General features: G+C 59.8%; 16 protein-coding genes. 2 read left to right on the top strand and 14 right to left on the bottom strand.

All coding sequences use genetic code 11. The features are described from left to right. Window positions 1–65: 65 nt before the first annotated feature. The 5 genes from VSS37_RS16295 to VSS37_RS16275 form a co-directional block, all read right to left on the bottom strand. Complete coding sequence (locus tag VSS37_RS16295) at window positions 66–1,709, bottom strand: hypothetical protein (protein ID WP_324696909.1); 1,644 nt, start codon at window positions 1,707–1,709, stop codon at window positions 66–68. Beyond that, window positions 1,709–5,419, bottom strand: a complete 3,711-nt coding sequence (locus tag VSS37_RS16290) for a hypothetical protein (RefSeq protein WP_324696907.1) — start codon at window positions 5,417–5,419, stop codon at window positions 1,709–1,711. The genes VSS37_RS16295 and VSS37_RS16290 overlap by 1 nt, the downstream gene beginning before the upstream one ends. 5 nt (window positions 5,420–5,424) lie before the next feature. Further along, window positions 5,425–7,104 carry a reverse transcriptase family protein gene (locus tag VSS37_RS16285; RefSeq protein WP_324696906.1) on the bottom strand — a complete coding sequence of 560 codons (1,680 nt, stop codon included), beginning with the start codon at window positions 7,102–7,104 and terminating at the stop codon, window positions 5,425–5,427. A 400-nt stretch (window positions 7,105–7,504) separates the two neighbouring features. Continuing rightward, on the bottom strand, window positions 7,505–7,822 hold the full coding sequence (locus VSS37_RS16280) for a transglycosylase domain-containing protein (RefSeq protein ID WP_324696905.1): 318 nt from the start codon (window positions 7,820–7,822) through the stop codon (window positions 7,505–7,507). Next, window positions 7,749–8,243, bottom strand: a complete 495-nt coding sequence (locus tag VSS37_RS16275; RefSeq protein ID WP_324696903.1) for a transglycosylase domain-containing protein — start codon at window positions 8,241–8,243, stop codon at window positions 7,749–7,751. The genes VSS37_RS16280 and VSS37_RS16275 overlap by 74 nt, the downstream gene beginning before the upstream one ends. Window positions 8,244–8,344: 101 nt before the next feature. Between VSS37_RS16275 and VSS37_RS16270 the strand changes: the two genes are divergently transcribed. Then, window positions 8,345–8,935 carry a DUF2238 domain-containing protein gene (locus VSS37_RS16270; protein ID WP_324696902.1) on the top strand — a complete coding sequence of 197 codons (591 nt, stop codon included), beginning with the start codon at window positions 8,345–8,347 and terminating at the stop codon, window positions 8,933–8,935. A gap of 197 nt (window positions 8,936–9,132) precedes the next feature. On the opposite strand, the gene VSS37_RS16265 is transcribed toward VSS37_RS16270, so the two are convergent. Genes VSS37_RS16265 through VSS37_RS16255 form a run of 3 tightly spaced genes read right to left on the bottom strand, consistent with a single transcriptional unit; the run spans window position 9,133 to window position 11,859 of the window. Beyond that, window positions 9,133–9,597: a tRNA (cytidine(34)-2'-O)-methyltransferase gene (locus VSS37_RS16265; RefSeq protein ID WP_324696901.1), complete on the bottom strand. Its 465-nt coding sequence runs from the start codon at window positions 9,595–9,597 to the stop codon at window positions 9,133–9,135. Beyond that, on the bottom strand, window positions 9,590–10,864 hold the full coding sequence (locus tag VSS37_RS16260) for a dihydroorotase (RefSeq protein WP_324696900.1): 1,275 nt from the start codon (window positions 10,862–10,864) through the stop codon (window positions 9,590–9,592). The genes VSS37_RS16265 and VSS37_RS16260 overlap by 8 nt, the downstream gene beginning before the upstream one ends. Then, complete coding sequence (locus VSS37_RS16255; RefSeq protein ID WP_324696898.1) at window positions 10,861–11,859, bottom strand: aspartate carbamoyltransferase catalytic subunit; 999 nt, start codon at window positions 11,857–11,859, stop codon at window positions 10,861–10,863. The genes VSS37_RS16260 and VSS37_RS16255 overlap by 4 nt, the downstream gene beginning before the upstream one ends. Window positions 11,860–12,055: 196 nt before the next feature. Between VSS37_RS16255 and ispH the strand changes: the two genes are divergently transcribed. Further along, on the top strand, window positions 12,056–12,988 hold the full coding sequence (ispH, locus tag VSS37_RS16250; protein WP_324696896.1) for a 4-hydroxy-3-methylbut-2-enyl diphosphate reductase: 933 nt from the start codon (window positions 12,056–12,058) through the stop codon (window positions 12,986–12,988). A 69-nt stretch (window positions 12,989–13,057) separates the two neighbouring features. On the opposite strand, the gene VSS37_RS16245 is transcribed toward ispH, so the two are convergent. Genes VSS37_RS16245 through glgC form a run of 6 tightly spaced genes read right to left on the bottom strand, consistent with a single transcriptional unit; the run spans window position 13,058 to window position 23,597 of the window. After that, window positions 13,058–15,559: a glycogen/starch/alpha-glucan phosphorylase gene (locus VSS37_RS16245; RefSeq protein ID WP_324696894.1), complete on the bottom strand. Its 2,502-nt coding sequence runs from the start codon at window positions 15,557–15,559 to the stop codon at window positions 13,058–13,060. A gap of 30 nt (window positions 15,560–15,589) precedes the next feature. Then, complete coding sequence (gene glgA, locus VSS37_RS16240; RefSeq protein WP_324696893.1) at window positions 15,590–17,053, bottom strand: glycogen synthase GlgA; 1,464 nt, start codon at window positions 17,051–17,053, stop codon at window positions 15,590–15,592. Next, the gene (gene glgB / locus VSS37_RS16235) at window positions 17,053–19,218 is read right to left on the bottom strand and encodes a 1,4-alpha-glucan branching protein GlgB (protein WP_324696891.1); all 2,166 of its coding nucleotides are present in this window, start codon (window positions 19,216–19,218) and stop codon (window positions 17,053–17,055) included. Before glgB ends, glgA begins: the two co-directional genes overlap by 1 nt. Then, entirely contained in the window at window positions 19,166–20,566 is a 1,401-nt protein-coding gene (malQ, locus tag VSS37_RS16230) for a 4-alpha-glucanotransferase (RefSeq protein WP_324696889.1), read from the bottom strand. Before malQ ends, glgB begins: the two co-directional genes overlap by 53 nt. Then, window positions 20,566–22,287, bottom strand: a complete 1,722-nt coding sequence (locus tag VSS37_RS16225) for a glycoside hydrolase family 57 protein (protein WP_324696887.1) — start codon at window positions 22,285–22,287, stop codon at window positions 20,566–20,568. The genes malQ and VSS37_RS16225 overlap by 1 nt, the downstream gene beginning before the upstream one ends. Further along, window positions 22,269–23,597, bottom strand: coding sequence for a glucose-1-phosphate adenylyltransferase (gene glgC / locus VSS37_RS16220; RefSeq protein WP_324696886.1), 1,329 nt, complete (start codon window positions 23,595–23,597; stop codon window positions 22,269–22,271). Before glgC ends, VSS37_RS16225 begins: the two co-directional genes overlap by 19 nt. Window positions 23,598–23,600: the final 3 nt, after the last annotated feature.

The raw sequence follows: 23,600 nt of genomic DNA, 5'->3' as shown, positions 1-23,600 counted from the left end.
CATTCAGCACTTCCAGCGAATACACGGTATGAAATCAGGGCATTCCGGTAGTTGACACGGCATCGCTAACGTTGCAGGGAGGCAGCCTCCAGCCGCAAGGCCAGCATGTGTTCACACGGCCCTTGCTTCAGCTGGTTCTGAAGGTGGAAATGGCACTGGCAAGCGGCGTCCACCAGACGTTGGTCCGCATCCAGCGTAATCTCCGGCTGATAGGCGCGGGCGTTGTCCATCACTTCGCCACGGATGCGCACGCGGCCATCCTGCTGTTCCTCCTGCGCCAGACCCGTCACCAGACCGGCCTTGCGGAAATTGTCAGCCCGGGCTTCGCGTTCATTGCCGAACCGCAACTGCTCCATTGGCAACGGGTCTTTGCTGAGTTCACGCAGGCGGTACACATCCCGCTCCATGTCATACAGCACCCGCCCGTATTGCGAATAAATCCCCAGTGCGGACTTCACCGTCAGGCTGTCCAGCCCCAACCGCAGCGCCAACGCCTCCGCGCTTTCCACCCAGGTGGTCTGCAACGCGGCGAACACCCGTTCGGCGGTGGCGCTGTCGACCTCGCCACGCGGGGCCATCAGGTCAAAATTGCCCATGCGCGAAAAATCGTTGGCGCTCCAACCGGACAAGCCCAGGGTGAAACTCATGCCGCCCATATCCGCTATCCAGAAGCTGGGTAGCCCCGACCCCAGCAAACTGATGCGGAAACGCTTGGCGATCGGCAACAGGCGCTCCAGGATGAACAGCCGCCGCCGCCCCCAGATGCGGATTTCCTCCGCCTTGCCGCCATGGTAAAGGCTGCGCGGACACGTCAGCACCTCCCCCCACGGGTCAAACCGCACTTCCACCGGCTGGTCTGGCGTCAGGCGAAAGCGCAGCGAACGCGGCCCGCTCTTTTCCTTATGCCGCCGCAAGAACAGCAGGATGTTGTACATATCCACCGGATGCAGGTCGAACTGTGCAAACGGCAGGCTCATGGCAGAGCTGACTTGCAGGAAACCGCGCACCCAACTATCCGGCAAATCGATCTTTTCCTCTTTGAAATCATCGCTGAGTTGGGTTTTCACCGCGAAACCGGACGGGTCGACCACGAATTGGGTGCGCTTGTAATCGCGGATTTTCTGGAATTCCTGATACAGCTCATGCGAATAGTCGATATTGGTCGTGCCATACGCGTGCTCGCTGATGTGCTGGAACACCTCGTAACTGCAACTGAGCTTGCCGTAGCTAGATTCATCCTGCGAAAAGCATTCAAAGAAAATGCTGTCCGGATGCACGCTGATCACCGGGTCGAGCACAAACCACGCATCAATGTCGTGCTTGTACAGGTACTGGAAATAGCGGGAACGCGCCTGATAAAACGGTGCCAGCGTCGCCTGCTCTGCGTTTTGCACCGTGCGCAGTTCCCGGCGCAAAGCCTCCAACTGCGCCTTGATCTCACCCTGCCGGGCGGCGGCTTCCGCCAGGAACAAATCTTCCTGCGTTTTGAGCCACGCCTTGTAATCGGTTTTGTCCTTCGGCTGGTAAGCCATGTCGGACACGACCACCTGATGCAGCGCGGACATGGCTTCGCGGAACGGGATGTGCTGCGCCAGATCCGCCACAAAGAAGGTCGGGTCGCGCAGGGTGTCCGGCGCAAACGTCATATTGGTTTCACGCCCATTGCTGGCGACTTGTGAAGCGCCGTTATAGTGTCTGGAAAACTCCATCAGAAAGCCCTCACCGGCGGCGCAACCACTTTGATCGGCGTCTGCTCAATGCCGTAGCGGTTATGCAATTCAAACAGTGTCCTGATATAGCGGGATTTGTCCGCAATCACCGTGCTCAACGACTGGTCAGTGAACAGATCCGCCACCATGCGCGCCACTTGCTCATCTTCCGCCGCCGCCTTGAACAGGAAGGCAATGACGCGATCCTTGAGCAAACGGCCACGGTTCACCAGCGACAGCATTGTCCGGAAATAACCCGCCAGCGCCAAAATCACTGCCGGTTTGCCGCCCGCGTGCTGCTCCAGGAAATGGGACACGAACAACTGCACCCCATTGGCGGGATGCTGGCTCAATTGCAGCAAATACTGTTCGCCCGCCCCCTGCGCAAAACTGCGCAAGACCAAGTCGCGCCCGAACTGCTGCACGTCAGCGTAAACATTGTCGCACACCGCCACCACCCGCTCACTGCTCCAGAAGTCATCCGGGAAGCCCCGGAAGAAAGCGATCGCGGACGCGCGGGTGTCATCCCAGCGGTTATCCAGTATCCGCACCGCTTCTGCAAACTGCTCCGCCACCTGCGCACGGTTGGCCTGCAACGCCTGCAACGCCTGCATCGCCGTGTTGCGCACCTGCAAAGTTGGGTTTTTCGTCAGTATTGCCCATTGCTTGATGGAGAAAATGCTATCCGGCTGCGCGCCCAGCAGGATGGCGCCCGCCCGTTCCGCCAATTTGCTGCGGGCGGCCAACAAACGCCACAGCACATCCGCATCCACCGTCCGGTGCATTGCCGCCAGCGCCTGCACGATAGCCAGCATGGCGTCGCTGTAACCCTCCACCGGCTCGGCCCGGAACAACACCGGCAGGATGTGCGCAAACACCGCTTGCTGAAGGCCAGGGTCAGCCACTTCCCGCAATACCTGCAACGCGGCCTGCTGCGGGTAAGCTGCCGTGTCCGTTAGGGCATTGCACAGCAAATCCAGATAACGGCGCTTACCGGCGTCATCCAGTTTCGCCAGCAACGCCACCGCGCCCGCCCGCACTTCCTCGAATGCGGAGGCGGCCATCAGCGCGAAGCAATCCCCCAATGCCTCAAAGGCGTAATCCGAATCCGCCAGCAGGATAGCCCCCAAATGCTGCACGCCAGCTTCCGGATGTGCCAGCAACGCCTGCAACTGTGCCAGCGCCACCTGCGCATGCAAGGGCTGGGTCAGCAGCCATTGCAGGCGCGGCAGCAGCACGCGCCGGTTTTCATCCGCCGCCAATAAGCCTTCCAGCAAGGTGGTGGCCAGCGCCGGATAATCCGCCTGCGCCGTGTACAGGTAATCTTTCGCCAACTGATAAACGTCATCGTATTCAGACAGCAGCAACAGCGGCAGCAATGCCCGGTTTTGCTGGAAATGGTCAGCGGTCAATTGGCGCAACGCATGCTGGCGCACGCTGGGGAACTGCGCCCGCAGCACCGCGTGCATCACTTCCAGCTCGTGCAGGCTCCCGGCCAATTGCCCCACCGCCAGCGTCGCGGTGTTTTCGTAAGGGCGCAGCAACAATTGCAGCCACACAGCGCGCGGCTGCTCCTGCAAAAAGGCAGTTTGCGGCTGCAACCGGCGCAAGGCGAAATCATTGACCACCGCCGCCTTGCATTGCAGCAACAGCGTCAGCAGTTCCGGCCCGGCATAGGCCCATGCGCTGGCGAAAGCTTCCGGCTGGCTGGCTTCACTGCCCCGGTTTTCATACAACGCCCAATCGCCCTTGAAGTCCTGCTCATACACATGGCTATGGCGATGCAGGATAAAGTTGGCCGCCGCCAATTGCGGGAAATACACCAACTGCTTTTTGGCGCTGCGTTGCGCGGCTGGGGAGGCGTCATCCACCAACAGCAGGATTGCCTGCGCCAGTTGCAGGTAAGCAGGCGGGGCGAATTTCCCCAGTTTGCGCAACAGCCGCACCGTGCGCCGCCGCAGGTAACGGCGGCTCTGCTGGGTGAACGCAGGGTTTTCATCACGCCACGGCTGGCGCTTGCCTTCATCCGGCGTTGTCTCGATCCGGTGGTTCAGCACCGCCAGCGCCGGGAAGTCATCCAGGAATTCCGCCATCTTGTAGAGCTTGCGGAAAGCCGCCGTGAACGACTGGTTCACCGGCGCGAGCCGGATGGCTTCCAGCGCCGCCTCGCGGTATTCTGGCTGGACGCTGGCACGCGCATACAATGCCGTCACATGCCGGTCGTATTGTTCCAACAGACGCCCACGCGGTTTGAGCGCCTCCTGCCGCAACGCGGCGAAGCGGTCATTGAACAGCCGTTTTATGTGGTAAGCCAAAGAAGTGTCGTATCGGCTTTCCAGTTCCGGGCTGAAATCCTGCTGATAGCGGTAAAAGTAACCATCGGCACGCAGCGTGGGCACACGTTGGTTGACCACTTCATCGTAAGCCTGCTGCTCCCGCAAAACCGCATAACATTGCTGCAAACGCTCTGCGGACACTGCCGACTGTTTGCTGGACTGCAAGTTGTAGTAATTGATCACCCGCTGCCACAGGCTATTGATGTCCTTGACCTTGCCGGTGGCTTTCAGGGCGTTTTTCAGGTTGCGGGCAGCACTGTCCCACATGTACCGGAGATTGCCTTCCCGTGCGCGCTCAATGTAGTAGCTGTTATCCAGCGCTTGTTCCAGATTGATCTGGGTGAGCAACTCGGTGTAAAGCGCAAAATCGCTGGCATATTTCTGCGCCTCATTATCGAGCAACGCATTATAGTGGTAGCGCAACACATCCAGGATGGCGGGCTGCAATGCCGGGAACGCAGCCTTCCCGGCGCTGATTTTCGCGTAGTCTTCCGCAGAAAAATGCAGTTGTAGGCAATCCTGGTCAGCGTCGCCCAGCACCGTGCGTTCCAACGCTTGCCGCACAGCGTCCGTCAGCCCATGCCAGTGCAGCACATGCTGGATATAGGCGTGATCCTTTTCCGTCAGGACGTTAAATGACATGGCGGCGTAATGGTCAAATGACTGGATGGCGCTGACCACAGCGGCGACATCCAAAGCCTCTTCCGGCTCCGGCAGGCATTCCTGCACTCCCCGCCCAGCCTGCAAACAGGCGAACTGGTAAAGGTGCGCCGGAACCTTATCCTTGATCTGGTCCAGTAACGGCAGGACGGCGGCGTCGCGGCTGCGCCCAGCGGCCCAGGCCAGCGCGTAATAGAACATCGGGTCGGCGCGGGTGACTCCCGGCGGATGCTCCAGCACCGCCTGCAACGCCGGGGACAATTCGGGAATGCGCAATTCCCCGGCCTTCCAGAGGCTGCGGGTCAGGCTGAAACCTTCGATCAGCCCGCCAGCGTCCTGCTTGCCCTCCGCGAATTGGGACAGGCGTTCGCGGATACGCTGTTCGCGCTGTTGCGTCTGCTTGCCTTTGCGCGGGGCGGCGTTGCTGGCGGCGGCGGTAAGCGCACCCACCGTTTCACCACTGACCGGGTCATAGCCCATCAGCACCTGGTAGCCTTTGTTCATTTTGCTGACCAGCAGGCTGTTGGCGACCTTTTCGGCTTGCGGCAAGGCCACCGGACTGGCGGTCTTGCAGCCTTCGGTCAGCGCCTTGCCGGAACGCCCGTAACGGAAATTCACCAGATGGCCGCCGTCCACCGCCACGATGTCGACTTCATAGACTTTGTCGGAAGAGCCTTCCTGAAAACGCAGGGTTGTGCGCCGGGTCAGTTGCATGCTTGTCACCTCCGCAAAAAGGACAGGAGTGTGTTGACCAAGCCGCCGGAAGATTCGCCAGCAGCCTGCCCCTCCGCACTAGCCGAAGGGGAAATGTCCGTCGAAGCGGCCTCTGCAACCGGCTGCAAACCCAGCGCCGCCTGCACTTGCGGCAGCACATCGCGGTGCTGGATCAGTTGTTCCAGTGGCGGCGCAGGCTGCACCGGCGCGACCCGCAAGCCTTCCAGCGGCGCTTGCCCCTGGGCGGAACGGGTGCGGAACGTATCCGTCGTGCGCCCCCAAGCGCGCCCGTTTCCGTCCGGCTTGCCATGCTTTTGCTGGATGGCGGCGATCTGCGCCAGGAAACGCTCGCCTTTTTCCGGATGCACCATCCGCACGTAATGCCCATAGCTTTTGATGCTGGCCAGCAGGTTGAAGCCATTGCCCCAGGATTTGCCCGCGTAACCGTCTTTTTCGATCTGGAACAATAGGGCGCGGAAACGCTTCAGCTCCTGGCGCTCCAGCGACAACTGCTGGTTGACCACAATCCCGGTCACTTCCTGCCGCCGTCCCTGCTGCATGATGCGGGTCTTGTCGGGATGCGGGTTGAAGCCTTCCTCCGTCACAGTTGCCCTTGCCCAATGCAACAAGGCGCGGATCGCTGCGGTGTTGTCCCCGGAAAACGTCAGGTCATCCGCATAGCGGGTGTAGGTGAAGCCATGTTTGTGCGCCAGCCCCTGCAAGCGCCGGTCAAGGCGGCGGCAGATCACATTGCTCAGGGCTGGGCTGGTGGGCGCGCCTTGCGGCAAACGCCGGGTGGATTGGTTCAGGTAGTAACGTTTCCCGTCCATTTCCACCATTTGGGTGTCCGGTTCGGAACACAGCAGCGCCAGCAATGTGGCCACTTCCCGGTTATACCCCAGTTGGGCGAATGTCCCCAAAATGCGCGGGTAAGTCACGGTGGGGAAAAAGTCCTGCAAATCCATGTTGATGACGACTTTTTGCCCTACATGCGGACGGGCGTTGCTGACGATGCTGCGCCCCCTGACGAAGCCATGCGCCTGTTCGGTCAGCTCCAGCGGTTGCAGGATATTGTCCAGCACCCAGTATTGCAGCCGTTTCAGGCGCGGCATGGGCGCGGAAATCTGGCGCACACCGCCGGATTTTTTCTGGATGGCGAAATGCTGGTAATGGCAAATGCGCGCCACCTGGTTGCTGTAGGTCAGGAAGCGCAGTTCATTCAGGGTGACGCCCATGGCTGCCGCCAATTCAGCGGCGTTGGACAACACCGGCAGGTTCAGGCTGCGCAGGCGTTCCACATCCGCAACATCCGCAGTGGCGGATGGCCGGAATCCGGCGGCGTCGCCCAGATAGTGGATGTGTTGCTGACGGCGTTCATGCCACGCCAACGCCCGTTGGTAGCGTGCCGTTTCGCGTTTGACCTTGGTGTCGATGCGCTGTTGGCGGGCTGCCGCCATGCGTTCTTGATGGATGGCTTTCAAGGCGGCGGCAGGGTCTGACGCCTGGGAAGAAAGCGCATTGATCTGGCGCTGCAATTCACCCCGGCGCTGAATGAGGGATTCGGCCAGCGTGGGTTGCTCCGCCTCTTTCCAGTAGCCCAGGCGTTTCATCTCGCTGAGGATGTACTCATCCTTGGAGCTCGCCTTGATCTGGTCGTAGAGCTGTTGGCGCGTCAGTTGGCTCATCTGCGTCCCCTTTGAGCATTTGACGTTTTTATTTAAATAAATAGCCGACGCGAAGTCGGCTATTTTGAGAGGTAAATGACCTTCGTTCAGGCAGAAGATCAGCTTGCTACACTCGATGCGGGGACGCCTACTAGTGCGATATTGGTTTCCTAGAAACCCAATGCAATTCGCACTAGTAGGCAGTCCCCGCCTTAGTAAAGAGCAAGCTGATGATGCTTTGCGAGGCTCTATGCGTGAATAGCGATCCACTATTCAAAATGCAAGGTTCATTTACTTGTTCAGAAATCTATCATAACCCGCATGGCATTAAAAGAATTTTATTCAAGATTTTTTATCTATAATGGATCTTGCTGGGATTGCGCATCAGGCGCAAGCGCCCGTGCCAACGTCACTTTGTTGCCTACTGCCCGTAGGCGATTGTTTCAGGCTTTGCATCTGTCACTAGCCGAAGCAGCATTACCAACATTTCTTCGGTTGGTGAGCCTTGCGTTTTTCCGACATATTCCACATCAAGCAGACTGGCAGGTTGAATCTCGCCCTTGAGGTAAGCGGAAATGCGCTGCACCCGTTCGGCGCTGGCGGGTGAACCTGGCCTGAAATGGTTGGGGCTGATCAACATTCCGACCAAAGACATGAATTCATCGTCACTGAGAGCAGCGAATTCCTTGCCGTAATAGGTGCGGGCAGCATTGGCGAAACCATATACCCCCCTTGCCATCCGCATTGCCCAGATACGACATGTTGAGGAACAACAACAATTGTGTGTTTTTGCTGGTCAAGGCATCCAGCGCGTATTGGGCGATCAGGGTTTGGCGGATTTTGGCAATACCGGGGTGAAAACCTTCCGGGAAATACAGCAGTTTTACCAAGCCCTGGGTGATGGTGGTCATGCCCGCGCCAGGCGTGGTGAGGTCAACGCCGTGATGGGCCAGAAACGCAGGGTCTTCAACCGCCAGCAACATGGCCCTGCGCTCAGGGGAAAGCGCCGCAGGTGTCAGTTCTGCCCCATACTGCTCAAACGCGGCAGCTACCAGAGTGGGCGTTTGCTCACGGGCAAGCCGGATTTCGTTGGCATACCAGACCGCCATGGCCAGTAACCCCAGCATGAAGATGAGCATGAAACGTGAAAATATGCGCATGGTTCTGTTCCCCCTTTTCGTTATATGGCCTCAACTGGCATTATGAGTGGCAGGTTTGCAGCGGATATGCAGACTTGAGGGATATTTTGAGGAAATGATTGATGATGCAAGCACTGTGGTTGAGCCTGTTTTTCGCCGTCCTGATCTGGTCAGGCATCAACCCGAAAGATTATTTCACCTGGATTCTGGAAGTCGCGCCTGCCCTGATCGGTTTGATGGTGCTGGCGTTCACCCGCCGTTCTTTTCCGCTGACGCCGCTGGTGTACGGGCTGATCCTGCTTCATTGCATCATCCTGATGGTCGGCGGGCATTACACGTATGCCGAAGTGCCGCTGTTCGACTATTTCAAGGGCTGGTTCGGTTTCGAGCGTAACAATTACGACAAGGTGGGGCATTTTGTGCAGGGTTTCGTGCCTGCGCTGATTGCCCGCGAAATTGCCATCCGCAAACAGGTGTTTAACGGGCGTGGGTGGATGAACTTTTTTATCGTCTGCTTTTGTCTTGCCCTCAGCGCCTTCTACGAGCTGATTGAATGGCTGGTGGCGGAACTTTCCGGCACTTCCGCCGAAGCATTTCTGGGAACACAGGGCTATGTGTGGGATACACAGTCGGACATGGCGCTGGCGCTGCTTGGTGCTATCGTCGCCCTGACCCTGCTGGCAAAGCTGCATGACCGTCAATTACGGAACTGACTGTTGTTTAGCAATAGCTGCCTGACCCGGCGTTTACCAAAAAGATTCACCGCGAACGACAGCAGCACAACCTTCACATCCAGCCACAACGACATGCGGCGCTGATGAGCCTGAGCCAAGACGATTTGTGCAGGAACAGCTGAATACCGATGGAAAGGTGATGGAAAGTTTGTGCAGCCGCCAGCCCTGACAGAAACCTACCGCAAGTCCGGAAAACCCTGTTGGCGCAACGCCTCATACGCCACCACCGCCACAGTGTTCGACAGGTTGAGGCTGCGGCTGTCCGGCAGCATCGGCACACGCAGTTTCAATTCGTCCGGCAGGCCCAGCAGCAAGGCTTCCGGCAGGCCACGGGTTTCCGGGCCGAACAGCAGCACATCGCCGGGCTGGAAAGCCGTCTCGCTGTAGGCGCGGCCAGCCTTGGTGCTGAGGGCGAACACACGCCGCTCCTGCATAGAGAGGTTGAAGGCGGCGAAACTGTCGTGTTCCTGCACCACCGCCAGATCGCGGTAATCCAGCCCGGCGCGCCGCACCTGTTTTTCATCCAGCGAAAAACCCAGCGGATGGATCAGGTGCAGGCGGCAGCCAGTGTTGGCGCACAGGCGCATGATATTGCCGGTGTTGGGGGGGATTTCCGGCTGGTAGAGGGCGATGTCAAACACGGAAGACGGTCTTCCCTGCCAGCAAGGTGCGTTTGACCGCGCCGTTGAAATTCCAGCCGCCAAATGGCGAATTCTTGCCGTCGCTGTACATGCGGTTCAAGTCCAACTCCCATAATTCGTCCGGGTCGAACAGCACCAGGTCGGCAGGCGCGCCCACGCTGATGCAGCCAGCCTTGCTGCTGATAATGCGCGCCGGGGTGGCAGTGATCTTGCGCAGGGCTTCCGGCAGGCTGAGGACTTTTTCCTCCACCAGCCGCAGGGTCAGCGGCAACAGCGTTTCCAGCGCGGAAATGCCCGGCGCGGTCTGCTGGAACGGCGCCAGTTTGGCATCCACTTCGTGCGGCTGATGGTCGGAGCAAATGGCGTCGATGGTGCCGTCGGCCAGCCCTTCGCGCAATGCATCCTGGTCGCGGGCGGAGCGCAGCGGCGGCATGACGTGGCAAAGCGGGTTGAAATCGGAAACGTCCATGTCGGTGAGGAACAGCTGGTGGGCGGCGACATCGGCGCTGATGTCCAGGTCGCTTTCCTTAGCCTGACGGATCAGGCGCACGCTCAATTTGGCCGACAGGCGGCAGAAATGCACCCGCGCGCCGGTGTGGCTGGCGAGCGCCAGGGTTTGCGCCACCGCCACGGTTTCCGCCGCCGACGGAATGGCCGGGAGACCCAGCCGGGTGGAGACTTCGCCTTCGTGCATGTAGCCGCCCGCCGCCAGCGCATGCTCCAGCGGGTAGATGAACACGGTCAGGTCGTGGGTGGCGGCGTATTCCATCGCCCGCCGCAGGGTTTGCAGGCTGTGGAACGGTTGCTGGCTGTTGGTGACGCCGACACAGCCCGCCCGCTTGAGGCTGGCCATGTTGCTGAGATATTCGCCTTTCAGCCCCTTGGTCAGGTTGCCCAGCACTTCGACATTGGCAAAACGCTGCTTGCGGTTGAGGTCGTCAATCAGCTTGACCTGGGCGGCGCTGTCGAAATTGGCGCCCGGTTCCGGCTGGTAGCAGAGCGTGGTGACGCCGCTAGCGGCAGCGGCGAGGGTTTCGCTTTGCAGGGTGGCTTTGTGGTCAAGGCCCGGTTCGCGCAGCCAGGCGGCGAGGTCAACCGCGCCGGGGAACAGCCACAGGCCGCTGGCGTCAATTTCCTCATCGGCGGAGATGGCGGCGTTGGCTTCGGTCAGGGCGGCGATCTGGCCATTGTTGACCAACAAGTTGCGCTGGCCGTCCAGGCCGCTGGCGGGGTCGATAATGCGGGCGTTGCGGATCAGTAAGCTCATGCCGTGCCTCCCGCCAGTGGCCCCATGATCATGGACATGACCGCCATGCGCACGGCGATGCCGTTGGTGACCTGCTCCAGGATGACGGACTGGGGGCCATCCGCCACCCGCGAATCGATTTCCACCCCTCGGTTGATCGGGCCGGGGTGCATCACAATGGCGTCAGGCTTGGCAAGCTGCATGCGTTCCTCGGTCAGGCCGTAAAGCTTGAAAAATTCGCGTTCGGATGGCAGCAGCGCGCTCTGCATGCGTTCGCGTTGCAGGCGCAACATGATGACCACATCCACGTCGGCAATGCCCTCTTCCATGTGGTGGAACACGTTCACGCCCATTTTTTCCACTCCGGCGGGGATCAGGGTCTTGGGGGCGACCACCCGCACTTCGCCAGTCGCCAGCGTGGTCAGTGCGTGGATTTGCGAACGCGCCACCCGCGAATGCAGCACATCGCCGACGATGGCGACTTTCAGCGGCTGGAAACTGCCCTTTTTCTGGCGGATGGTGAACATGTCCAACATCGCCTGGGTGGGGTGGGAATGGCGCCCGTCGCCCGCGTTCAGCACGCTGATGTGCGGCGCGCAGTAACGGGCGATGAAATGCGCAGCGCCTGCGTGTTCATGCCGCACCACGAACATGTCGGCGTTCATCGCCTCCAGGTTGCGCACCGTATCCAGCAAGGTCTCGCCCTTGGAGGTGGAGGAGGTGCGGATGTCCAAATTGGTGACATCCGCGCCCAACCGTTGGGCGGCGATTTCGAAGGTGACGCGGGTGCGGGTGGAATTTTCGAAAAACAGGTTCATGACCGTCTTGCCACGCAGCAACGGGGCTTTTTTCTGCTGCTTATTGGGCAAAGTGACGAATTGTTCAGCGCGCTTGAGGATTTCTTCCAGCAACAGCGGCGGCAGGCCTTCAACGGTCAGGAAATGTTTGAGTTTGCCATCCGCCGCCAGTTGCATGCGGGATGGCAGCGGCCCGGGAGAGAGATGAGCATGGAGCATCTATGACTCGCTTATATTTTAAACACTCGAGGTGTGCTTATCTTACAGTGTCGTGACAGTAAAGCGAATAAGGAGCAACCCTTAATTTATAGTGATGGCTGGAATCCGTTCATTTCCCGGCCAAACGGCGCTGCATTTGCGCCATCCTGTTGGATGGGATAAGTTGGCGTTCCTGCTGTAACCGGACGGAATCCTCATGCAAGCCATACTCGCCAATCCGCGCGGCTTTTGCGCCGGTGTTGACCGCGCCATCGAAATCGTCGACCGGGCGCTGGAAGTGCTGGGCGCGCCGGTGTACGTGCGCCATGAAGTCGTGCACAACCGTTTTGTGGTCAACAACCTGCGCGACAAGGGCGCGGTGTTTGTGCAGGAACTGGACGAGGTTCCGGACGGCGCCACCGTGATTTTCAGCGCCCACGGGGTTTCCCGCGCCGTGCAGGAAGAAGCCAGGCGGCGTGGCCTGAAGGTGTTCGACGCCACCTGCCCGCTGGTGACCAAGGTGCACCTGGAAGTGACCCGTTACAGCCGCGAAGGGCGTGAAACCATCCTGATCGGCCACAAGAACCACCCTGAAGTGGAAGGCACCATGGGGCAATACGACGTGGCAGGTGGCGGTGCCATCTACCGGGTCGATTCCCCGGAAGAAGTGGCGCAACTGGAGGTGCGCAATCCGGGCAAACTGGCCTTTGTGACCCAGACCACCTTGTCAGTGGATGACGCCTCCATTGTGATCGACACCTTGCGCACAAAATTCCCCGCCATCCTCGGCCCGAAGAAGGACGACATCTGCTACGCCACCCAGAACCGCCAGGATGCGCTCAAGCGGCTGGCGGACGAAAGCGACCTAGTGCTGGTGGTCGGCTCCCCCAACAGCTCCAACTCCAACCGGTTGCGGGAAATTGCCGAAAAGCGCGGCACGCCCGCCTACCTGATCGATGGCGCGGAAGACATCCGCGATGAATGGCTGCAAGGCAAGCGGAATATCGGCGTCACGGCGGGCGCCTCCGCCCCGGAAGTGCTGGTGGACGGGGTGGTCGCCCATTTGCAAAAACGCGGCGCGCAAGTGAAAACGCAGGATTCCGGCATCAGCGAGAACGTGTCGTTCGTGCTGCCAAAGGAATTGCGCTAAAGGGTCACACAACTGTCAGGGGTGCAAAACGTTGCGCCCCTGCATTGGTTTCAGCCAGGGGGCAAGTGTTCAGACGTTCCCGGTGCCACTGGGCGTCAATTTCCAGATCTCGCGGTTGTATTCCTCCATGGTGCGGTCAGTGGAGAAAAAGCCGCTGCCCGCCGTGTTCAGGATGCTCATGTGCGTCCAGTGCTCCTGATCCTGCCAAGCCAACGACACCCGTTCCTGTTCCTCCACATAGCTGCGGAAATCGGCCAGCGTCATCCATGGGTCGTGCGGGTTGAGCAGCGCATCCAGGATCATGTCGAAAATGCCGGGTTCATACGGGTTGAAATGCCCGCTGCGGATCCATTCCAGCACGCCGCGCAGATCCTCGTCATTTTCCGTATACACCCACGGACGGTAAGCATGGCGCAGTTCCGCCACATCTTCGGCGCGCAGGCCGAACAGGAAGAAGTTTTCCGCCCCAACCGCCTCGAGGATTTCGATATTGGCCCCATCGTAGGTGCCGATGGTGAGCGCGCCGTTCATCATGAACTTCATGTTGCCGGTGCCGGAAGCTTCCTTGCCTGCGGTGGAAATCTGTTCGGAAAGGTCTGCCGCCGGGGCGATGATCTCCATGCTGGAAACCCGGTAGTTGGGGATGAAGGCGACTTTCAGGCGGCCATCCACATCCGGGTCGGTATTGACCACTTCCGCCACATTGTTGACCAGCTTGATGATGCGCTTGGCCATGGTGTAGCCGGGAGCCGCCTTGCCACCGATCAGTACACAGCGGTCAGCCCAGTTGTCCAACCTGCCAAGCTTGATGCGGCGGTATAGGTGGATCACATGCAGGATATTGAGCAACTGGCGCTTGTACTCATGGATACGCTTGACCTGCACGTCAAACAGCGCCTGCGGGTTGAAGTCAACCCCGCATTCCAGTTTCACCAGTTCCGCCAGCCGTTGCTTGTTGGCGAATTTGACCGCCCGCCATTGGGCGTGGAAAGCGGAGTGTTCCGGCGCGGCGAACGGTTTGAGCTTTGCCAACTGGCTGAGGTCGCGCACCCAGCCCTCACCGATTTTTTCACTGATCAGCGCCGTCATGCCGGGGTTGGCGTGCGCCACCCAGCGGCGCGGGGTGACGCCGTTGGTCTTGTTGTTGAATTTTTCCGGCCACAGTTCGTAGAAATCGTGGAACAGGCCATCCACCAGCAGTTGCGAATGCAGCGCCGCCACGCCGTTGATGGAGAAGCTGCCGACTATCGCCAGCCAAGCCATCCGCACCTGCCGCACCGGGCCTTCCTCAATGATCGACATGCGCCGTTGGCGGTCGGTGTCGCCCGGCCATTTCAGCGACACATCGCGCAGGAAACGGGCGTTGATTTCGTAGATGATTTCCAGGATGCGCGGCAACAGCCTGGCGAACAGCGGCAACGGCCAGCGCTCCAGCGCTTCCGGCAGCAGGGTGTGGTTGGTGTAGGCCATGCAGTTGCGGGTGATTTCCCAGGCTTCGTTCCAACCCATGCCCTTTTCGTCCATCAGGATGCGCATCAGCTCCGCCACCGCCACCGTCGGGTGGGTGTCGTTCATCTGGAAAACGTTTTCCGCCGCAAATTTGCCGTAATCGGCGTTGCCCTGCCGCTCCCACATGCGGATGGCGTCCTTGAGGCTGGCGGAGGCGAGGAAATACTGCTGGCGCAGGCGCAGCTCCTTGCCGTTTTCGCTGCTGTCGTTCGGGTACAGCACCATGGAAATGTGTTCGGCGTGGTTTTTGGCCTCCACCGCTTCGGTGTAACTGCCTGCGTTGAATTCCATCAGGTTGAATTCATCAGTGGCGGTCGCTTTCCACAGCCGCAAGGTGTTGACCGTATTGTTCTTGTAACCGGCGATCGGCATGTCGAACGGGATGGCCAACACGTCATCACCGCTGATCCAGCGCACCCGCCGCCTGCCCTTGTCATCCGCGTAATGTTCGGTATGCCCACCGAACTGCACGCGCTGGGTGTATTCGGCGCGTTCCACTTCCCAGGGGTTGCCGTCCAACAGCCAGTGATCCGGGTCTTCCACCTGATAGCCGTTGTCAATGTGCTGGCGGAACATGCCGTATTCGTAGCGGATGCCATACCCGACCACCGGCAATCGCAAGGTGGCGCAACTGTCCATGAAACAGGCCGCCAGCCGCCCCAGACCGCCGTTGCCCAGACCGGCGTCTGGCTCCTGCGCGGAAACCTCCTCCAGATTGGTGCAATATTGCAGCAGCGCCTGTTTGGTCGCGGCGGTGATGTCCATATTCAACAGGTTGTTGCCCAGCGAGCGCCCGATCAGGAACTCCAGCGACATGTAAAACGCGCGCCGCCTGCCGGGTTGCAGGTGTTCGCCCCAGGTATTGCGCCAAGCCACCATCAGGCGGTCGCGCAGGGTGTAGGACAGCGCCTGATACAGATAGACCGGCGGGCAGCCCTGGAATCGCCCCAGGTAATAAGACAGGTAACGCTGGAAATCACTGCCCAGCGCTTCTGCATCATCCGCTAACGGATCCAGTGGCACCGGGATGTAAGGGATATGAGTGGATGAATGCGCTGTCATATCGTTTCTCCTCTCCTGCTGTGGAACGGATTATGTTTGGTGTTGGTAAAGGTTGAGGTATTTGGCGGCGCTGTGTTCCCAACCAAAATCCTGTTGCATGCCGGTCATCTGCAACTGCTGCCAGGTTTCGGGGTGGATAAAGCAGTCCAGTGCCCGCAAAATGGCGGCTTTCAACGCCCGGCTGGTCGGCTCATAAAAAACGAAGCCATTGGCGGTGCCATCCTGCAGGTGAGGATGGCTGGCGTTGACCACGGTGTCGGCCAGCCCGCCGGTATACAGCACCACCGGCGGCGTGCCATAGCGCAGGCTGTACATCTGGTTCAGGCCGCAAGGCTCAAAGCGTGACGGCATCAGGAACATATCGGAACCCGCTTCCAGCAAATGGGCAAGCTGTTCGTCATAGCCAATGTAGACGAACACCCGGTTCGGGTATTGCGCCGCCAGCTCGCGCAAACGCTGTTCGAAATGACGGTGGCCTGCGCCAATCAGCACAAAGCGCGCATCCGTGCCCGCCAGCAAGTCGGGAATGGCGTGCAGGATCAGGTCGATGCCTTTTTGCTCGACAAGACGGCCAACCGTCCCCAGCAGCGGAAGATGCAGGTATGGGGCAGGGTCAGCCACGCCAAAGCGTTGCAGCAGGGCGGCCTTGTTGCGACCCTTGCCGGGCTGGATCGCCCCGCAGGAATAGCCAGCCGCCAGATTGGCGTCGGCAGCCGGGTCCCAAACTGTGGTGTCAATCCCGTTGAGGATGCCGTGCAGTTTGTGGCTGCGTGATTTCAGCAACCCATCCATGCCGTAACCGAAGGCGGGGGTGCAGATTTCATACGCATATGTCGGGCTGACGGTGGTGACCGCGTCGGCGTAGACAATGCCCGCTTTCAGCATGGAAAAGCCACCGTAGAACTCCACCCCTTCCGCAGACCACCAATGGCCCGGCAGATGCAGCGCGGTGAAGTCGCCACGGGAGAAATGCCCGCCGTAAGCCATATTGTGGATGGTGAAAATGCTCCGAGGGCGGTGCGGCAGGGTGTCCATGAAGGCGGGCACGAGCCCGGCCTGCCAATCGTGCGCATGCACCACATCCGCCGCCCAGCCTGTCCGCAAGGCGTCACGGGCCATTTCGACCGCAGCGCGCGCGAAGACGGTGAAACGTTCGGCGTTATCCGCCCAGTCTTGGCCATTGGGCTGCAAATACGGGTTGCCGGGGCGGTCAAACAACGCCTGGCAGTCCACCACCCACAACGGGAAGGGGTAGGCGGGGTGACGGCTTTCCAGAATCCTGACAGTATGGGTGCGGCTCATTCCCCACAACTCCAGCCAGCCGAGGATGCGGACTTCCCCCAGCTTGTTCAGCAGGTCGCGGTAACCGGGCAGCAGCAGGCGTATCTCCGCCCCCGCCTCATGCAGGGCGAGCGGCAGGCTACAGGCGACATCCCCCAACCCGCCGGTTTTGACCAGGGGGTAGGCTTCACTGGCGACAAACAGTACTTTCATCAGCGGGCTTGCAGAAACAGGGCCGCCAGCGGCGGCAGGGTTACTTCGATGGAGTGCTCAAAACCCATCCACGGATGGGCCTGCACCGGAATTTCCCCTTCATTGCCACAATTGCTGCCACCGTAATATTCGGAGTCGGTATTGAGCAATTCGCGGTAATGGCCGGAAGCGGGAACCCCGATCCGGTACTGGTGGCGGGGAATGGGCGTAAAATTCAGCAACACAAGGATACTGTCTTCCGGCCTGTCGCCCTGGCGGATCAGGCTCAACACCGACTGGTCGGAATCGTGGCAGTCGATCCACTGGAAACCGCGCCAGTCGAAATCATATTGGTACAGCGCTGGCTGTTGCCGGTACAACTGGTTCAAGTCCCGCAGCAAATGGCGGATGCTGTCATGCGCCGGGAAACTGACCAGCGCCCAATCCAGTTCCCTGCCCACATTCCACTCCGACCACTGGCCGAACTCGCAGCCCATGAACAGCAGCTTCTTGCCGGGGTGGGCGTATTGCCATGCATAAAACAGGCGCAGGTTGGCGAATGCCTGCCAGTAATCGCCCGGCATCTTGTCCAGCATGCTGTGTTTCATGTGCACGACTTCGTCATGCGACAGCGGCAGCACGAAATTTTCCGAATACGCATACACTTGGCTGAACGTCAGCAGGTTGTGGTGGTATTTGCGGTGCACCGGGTTGTGCTGGATGTAGGACAGGTTGTCGTTCATCCAGCCCATGTTCCATTTCATGCTGAAGCCAAGCCCGCCGATTTCCACCGGGCGTGACACCGCAGGCCAGGCAGTGGATTCCTCGGCAATGGTGAGGACGCCGGGGAAATAGCCATGCACCACGGTGTTCATTTCACGCAGGAAAGCGATCGCCTCGATGTTTTCGCGCCCGCCGTATTGGTTGGGCAGCCATTCGCCCGCCTTGCGCGAATAATCCAGGTACAGCATGGAAGCCACCGCATCCACCCGCAGGCCGTCGATATGGAATTCCTCAATCCAGTACAGCGCATTGGAAAGCAGGAAGTTTTTCACTTCGTTGCGGCCGAAATCGAAAATCAGCGTGCCCCAGTCCTGGTGCTCGCCGCGGCGTGGGTCGGCGTGCTCATACAGTGGTTCGCCAGTAAAGCGCGCCAGGGCGAAATCGTCCTTGGGGAAATGCGCTGGCACCCAGTCCAGCAGCACGCCGATGCCCGCCTGGTGGCAGGCGTCGACAAACAGGCGGAAATCATCCGCCGAACCGTAGCGGGCGGTGGGGGCGTAATAACCGGACACCTGATACCCCCAGGACTCGTCCAGCGGGTGCTCCGCCACCGGCAGCAATTCGATGTGGGTATAATTCAGGTCGGTTATATAAGGGATCAGGGCGTCCGCCAGTTCCGTCCAGTTGTAAAAGCCGCCGTCCGGATGCCTGCGCCAAGAGCCGGGGTGCAGTTCGTAAACGCTGACCGGCTGGTGCTGCCAGTCGAAGCGCGACCGGGCGTCGATCCAGGCGTCATCCTCCCAAACATAGGGCGCGTCCGCCGGAATGCAGGAAGTGGTTTCCGGACGCATGAACATCTGTTGCGCATAGGGGTCGGTTTTGCGCACGATCTGGTCGCGGCGGTTCAGTATTTCGTATTTGTAGGCGAGGCCAGGCTGGAGGCCAGGGATGAATATTTCCCATACGCCGGAAGAGCCGCGCGAACGCATGCAATGCCGCCGCCCGTCCCAGCCGTTGAAATCGCCAATGACGCTGACGCGTTGCACCGCTGGTGCCCAGACGGCGAACTGCACACCATCCACCCCTTCGACTTGGGTGGGATGGGAGCCTAATATTTTCCAGGCGTGGTGATGGCGCCCCTGTTGCAGCAGGTACAGATCCAGCTCACCCAACTGGGGCGCAAACGTGTAGGGGCAGATGGCATCATGCCAGTCGCCTGATTGCTTGTCCTGCCAGCGCAGGGGAGGGTGCGCGGCAGGGTCGGTCGGTGAGGGCAGTTCAATTTCAAAGCAATCAGTGCCTTCCAGGCGCGTCATCTCGCCATGCCCGACGACCTCAACCGCTTCGGCGGCAGGCATGAAAGTCCGCAGCGCCCATTGGCCGCCCGGCAGAGGATGCCATCCCAGCCAATCAAACGGGTCGTGATGTTTGCCGTGTTGTATCCGACTCAGGTTCTCGTTCATTTCGCTGGTGTCCCTCCAGTTTGTGATGCAATTGTGGCGCCATGGTAGCCGGTATGTCCTCCCAATGGAAACGCCAGCGCCAGTTGCCGTAAGCGGTGCCGGGCGTGTTCATGCGGGCTTCGGAACCCAGATGCAGCAAATCCTGTAAAGGGATGACGGCCAGTGACGCCTTGCTGCCCAAGATGGTGTCAAGCATGGCGTCCGGAACCGCTTCCTCAGACGCAGCGCCCAGCGCCTGCATGATCTGGTGCCGCACACTTGCATCCAGGCTGTCGAACCATCCCAGCAGGGTGTCGTTGTCATGGGTGCCAGTATAATACACAGTGTTCCCCCCCACATTTTGCGGCTTGTGCGGATTGTCTGCAAAATGGTCAAAAGCGAACTGCAACACACTCATGCCGGGAAGCCCGTATTTGTCGCGCAACGCCGTGACATCCGGCGTAATGATGCCAAGGTCTTCCGCCACCAGCGGGATTGCGCCCATTTCCTGCTGGATGCTGGCCAGCATGGCGTCACCCGGAACCGCCCGCCACTCGCCATTGATGGCCGTTTCTTCATGGGCAGGAATCATCCAGCTCGCCGCCAGCCCACGGAAGTGGTCCAACCGCACCAGGCTGAAAAATTCAAAGTGGTATTGCAGGCGCTGCCGCCACCACAGGAAGTTTTCCGCCTGCATTTTTTCCCAGTTATAGTGCGGGTTGCCCCAGCGCTGCCCTGTTGCAGAAAAATAATCCGGCGGCACCCCGGTGACAAAGGTCGGCGCGCCGCTGGCATCCAGCAGGAAACGTTCCGGGTGCGCCCAGACGTCGGCGCTGTCGTAAGCGACGAAGATCGGCATGTCACCGAACAAGTGGACGCCCCGCTGTCCGGCATGGCGGCGCAATGCCTGCCATTGCCGCCAGCATTCGTATTGTTCGTGGATGATGGCGGACAGCGCCTCCGCCTGCTCGCCGCGCAGCCTGAACAATGCCTGCGGGTCGCGGTTGCGGAACGGCTGCGGCCATTCGTGCCACTCCCGGCCTTGGAACTGCTGTTTCAGCACCATGAACAGGGCGTAATCCTCAACCCAGTGCCGTTGCTCCTTATACCATTGGGCGTATTGGTTGGCATCAAACTCGCCCAGGTCGGTGGCAAACAGCGCCGGGTTCACCGCAAACGCGGAGGCGCATTGATACGGCGACAGCTCCACCAGCGGCACGCCCAGCGGGAGCATCTGCCAAACCCGCATGCCGGATTCCGCCAGCCAGTCGATCCAGTGGTAGGCGTCCGCATCCGCCTTGCCGGAAGGCAACGATGTCGGATGCAGCAGGATGCCTGCCGCCCGTCCGATTGCTTGTAATGTATTCATCAGGTGTTCCTGCGCATTGTGCCTGCGTTTTCGGCCCCGCCGCCGCCTTGGGAGATGGAGTTGTCCAGATAGGCCGGAGGCGGAGCCGCCAGCATTTCATACAATTTGCGTAATTGTTGCCGGTACAGGCGCTCAAAATCACGCACGCTGTCGGCCGGATTGTAATCACCGAACCACCAGAACCAGTCCGAGCCTTCGCAAATGCCCAATTGGCGGCTGGCCAGTTCCTGTTGCTGCGGGTCCAGGGAACCGGCTGCAACCGCTTGGTCGAAAGCCTGCTTGGCGTCAACCAGATAATCCCACCCCCGGTTCTTGTCGGTGGCGCCGATCCAGGTGGAGAACGAACCGTACACCCAACTACCGGCACATAGGGCGGGCAACGGACGGGACTGCAACTTGCTGGCCTCGGTGAACGTTGTCATGCAGACATGCTCGGAATTGGACAGCGCAGTATACAGCGCATCCAAAAAGTAAGCGCCATTGTTCGGGTAATATTCCCAGGCGTTTTCCCCGTCCAGAATGATGGGCACCACCTGGTTGGGGGCGTTGTGGCTGAGGAAAACAGCAATATTTTCCAGATGCAGGACGAAATCGGCGACGGCGTCGCGTGCATGCCAGTTGCTGTATTTGAAGCCGATCAGGTCAGACAACCCATCGTCGCGGAAAAACAGCCGCACCTGGCTGCCAGGCAGCTGGTAGGGCATGAACAGGCTGCGCTTGCTGTGTTCATCCTCACCGTCATAACCGGACAAATGGCAACTGTTGCGCCAGACGCCTTCGCCGGACGCCGTCCAGCGGATGCCTGCCTCATCCAATTGGCGCACCGCATCCTCGCTGACGCCGCCTTCCGACAGCCACACGCCTTGCGGCTTGACGCCAAAGAAACGCTTGAACACCTCGATGCCGTGCAGCAAATGCCAGCGGGAGCGCTCCTCGCCGCCCGGATAGCAGGGGGCGGCCGGAGCGGGCGCATGCGGCAGGGCGCAACGCATATTGGCGAAATCGTTCAGCAGCGGCACAATGGGGTGCATGTAAGGCGTCATCGACAGTTCGATTTGCCCGCGTCCAAGCAGCGCCCGATAGCGTGGGATCAATCCGGCCAGACAGTCACGGATGACTTCCAGCAACGCATGGCGGTCAGCCGCAGAAAATTCGCCGCCCTGCCCCAACAGCCGCTGGATCGGCGGCTGCTTCTGCAAGGATTGCCCCAGCCATGCCAAGTGGTACCAAGTCAGCAAATCCAGGAAATATTGGTCGCTCAAATACGCCAGGGGGTAACGGAAGCGCTGGCCGCCGATCCCCGCTTCATCAGTCGCCCCAATGATTTTGAACAGGCGTTGGAACGGCGGATGTGGGTGGACCATCGTCGGCGCATGGCAACGCTGGCATTCCGCAATCAGCTCGGCACGCGCCGCTTTGTCAGCCGGAACTGGCTCCACCCCCGCGAGCAGGTTCAGCAGCCTGTCCCGCATCGGGTCGCCGTTTTGCAGGAAAGCGGTCAGTTGCTGGGCATAGTCATCGATCTGCTCCAGCAGTACAGGCGCAAAGTTGACCACACAGCGCATGCGCGGATGCTGTTCCAGATGCATCGCCATGTCGCTGTAGTCCTTGATCCCATGCAGGTATACCCACGGCAGGCGGTATTCACCATCCAAGCCGTTGCGGTACCAGGGCTGGTGCATGTGCCAGCACAAGACCACATTCAGACGGCCATGCGCCATAACATATCCCTGTCGCCCGAGTGCAGTTTTTGCCCCATCATTTCCGCAGTCACCAGCACAATGCCTTCCGATGTGACGTGGAAACGTTTGCGGTCAAGGTCAAGGTCTTCACCGATCACCATGCCGCTGGGGATCACCGTGCCCTTGTCAATGATGGTCCTGGAAATCCGGCAGTTGCTGCCGATGTTGACTTTGGGCAGGATCACGCTGTCCTTGACCGACGAATAGCTTTCGATGGTGGTGGCGAAAAACACCAGTGAGCGCTTGACCTGCGCCCCGGAGAGGATGCAACCGGCGGAAATCAGCGAGTCGATGGCTTCCCCACGGCGGCCATCGTCGTCGAACACGAATTTGGCGGGCGGATACTGCGGCTGGTAAGTCCAGATTGGCCAGTCCCGGTCGTACAGGTTCAGTTCCGGCTCGACCGAGCACAGCTCCATATTCGCTTGCCAGTAGGAATGCACAGTCCCCACATCCCGCCAGTAACCGGGGTCGCCATTCTCTTTGCGGAACGGGTAGGCCATCGCCTTGGAGGTGTGGATATTGGAGGGGATGATGTCCTTGCCGAAATCGCGGGAGGAATGCACTTTGGTGGCGTCCTCATACAGCACTTTGTAGAGGAAATCGCGTGAGAAGATGTAAATGCCCATCGACGCCAGCGCCATGCCGGGCCTGCCGGGAAGCTCTTCCGGGTGGGTGGGTTTTTCAACGAACTTGGTGATGCGCAAGCTGTCATCCACCGACATGACGCCGAACCCTTTGGCTTCCTCCACCGGCACCTCAATGCAGCCGACGGTGAAGTCCGCGCCGGACTCAACGTGCTGGAGCAGCATTTTGGAATAATCCATGGTGTAGATATGGTCGCCACCCAGCACCAGCACATATTCCGGGTCATGGCGCTGGACGATGTCCATATTCTGGAACAGCGCGTCCGCCGTGCCTTGATACCATTCCTTTTTGGCGGTGCGTTGCTGGGCGGGCAGGATTTCCACGAATTCGCCGATCTCCGCCCGCATGAAACCCCAGGCGCGTTGCAGGTGGCGGATCATGGAATGCGACTTGTATTGCGTCAGCACCCCGACGCGGCGGATGCCGGAGTTGACGCAGTTCGACAGGGCAAAATCGATGATGCGGTATTTGCCGCCAAATGGCACGGAAGGCTTCGCCCGCCACATGGTCAAGTCCTTGAGGCGGGAGCCTTCGCCTCCGGCCAACACCAGCGCCAGTGTCTTGCGGGTCAGTTCCGTGACCATCTTCGGCTCAGTGTAATAACGGTACAACTTTGCCTGTTGGTTTTTATCCAGTGTCATAAT

The organism is Candidatus Thiothrix phosphatis (genome assembly GCF_035668035.1).
Lineage (GTDB): Bacteria > Pseudomonadota > Gammaproteobacteria > Thiotrichales > Thiotrichaceae > Thiothrix > Thiothrix phosphatis.
This window is presented reverse-complemented; position numbering and strand designations above follow the sequence as displayed.

Coding starts and splice junctions, on each gene's coding strand:
- VSS37_RS16255 (WP_324696898.1), bottom strand. CDS start 11,859: ATGCTCCATGCTCATCTCTCTCCCGGGCCGCTGCCATCCCGCATGCAA.
- VSS37_RS16245 (WP_324696894.1), bottom strand. CDS start 15,559: ATGACAGCGCATTCATCCACTCATATCCCTTACATCCCGGTGCCACTG.
- VSS37_RS16285 (WP_324696906.1), bottom strand. CDS start 7,104: ATGAGCCAACTGACGCGCCAACAGCTCTACGACCAGATCAAGGCGAGC.
- ispH (WP_324696896.1), top strand. CDS start 12,056: ATGCAAGCCATACTCGCCAATCCGCGCGGCTTTTGCGCCGGTGTTGAC.
- malQ (WP_324696889.1), bottom strand. CDS start 20,566: ATGAATACATTACAAGCAATCGGACGGGCGGCAGGCATCCTGCTGCAT.
- VSS37_RS16225 (WP_324696887.1), bottom strand. CDS start 22,287: ATGGCGCATGGCCGTCTGAATGTGGTCTTGTGCTGGCACATGCACCAG.
- VSS37_RS16270 (WP_324696902.1), top strand. CDS start 8,345: ATGATGCAAGCACTGTGGTTGAGCCTGTTTTTCGCCGTCCTGATCTGG.
- VSS37_RS16260 (WP_324696900.1), bottom strand. CDS start 10,864: ATGAGCTTACTGATCCGCAACGCCCGCATTATCGACCCCGCCAGCGGC.
- glgB (WP_324696891.1), bottom strand. CDS start 19,218: ATGAACGAGAACCTGAGTCGGATACAACACGGCAAACATCACGACCCG.
- glgC (WP_324696886.1), bottom strand. CDS start 23,597: ATGACACTGGATAAAAACCAACAGGCAAAGTTGTACCGTTATTACACT.
- glgA (WP_324696893.1), bottom strand. CDS start 17,053: ATGAAAGTACTGTTTGTCGCCAGTGAAGCCTACCCCCTGGTCAAAACC.
- VSS37_RS16275 (WP_324696903.1), bottom strand. CDS start 8,243: ATGCGCATATTTTCACGTTTCATGCTCATCTTCATGCTGGGGTTACTG.
- VSS37_RS16280 (WP_324696905.1), bottom strand. CDS start 7,822: ATGGCAAGGGGGGTATATGGTTTCGCCAATGCTGCCCGCACCTATTAC.
- VSS37_RS16295 (WP_324696909.1), bottom strand. CDS start 1,709: ATGGAGTTTTCCAGACACTATAACGGCGCTTCACAAGTCGCCAGCAAT.
- VSS37_RS16290 (WP_324696907.1), bottom strand. CDS start 5,419: ATGCAACTGACCCGGCGCACAACCCTGCGTTTTCAGGAAGGCTCTTCC.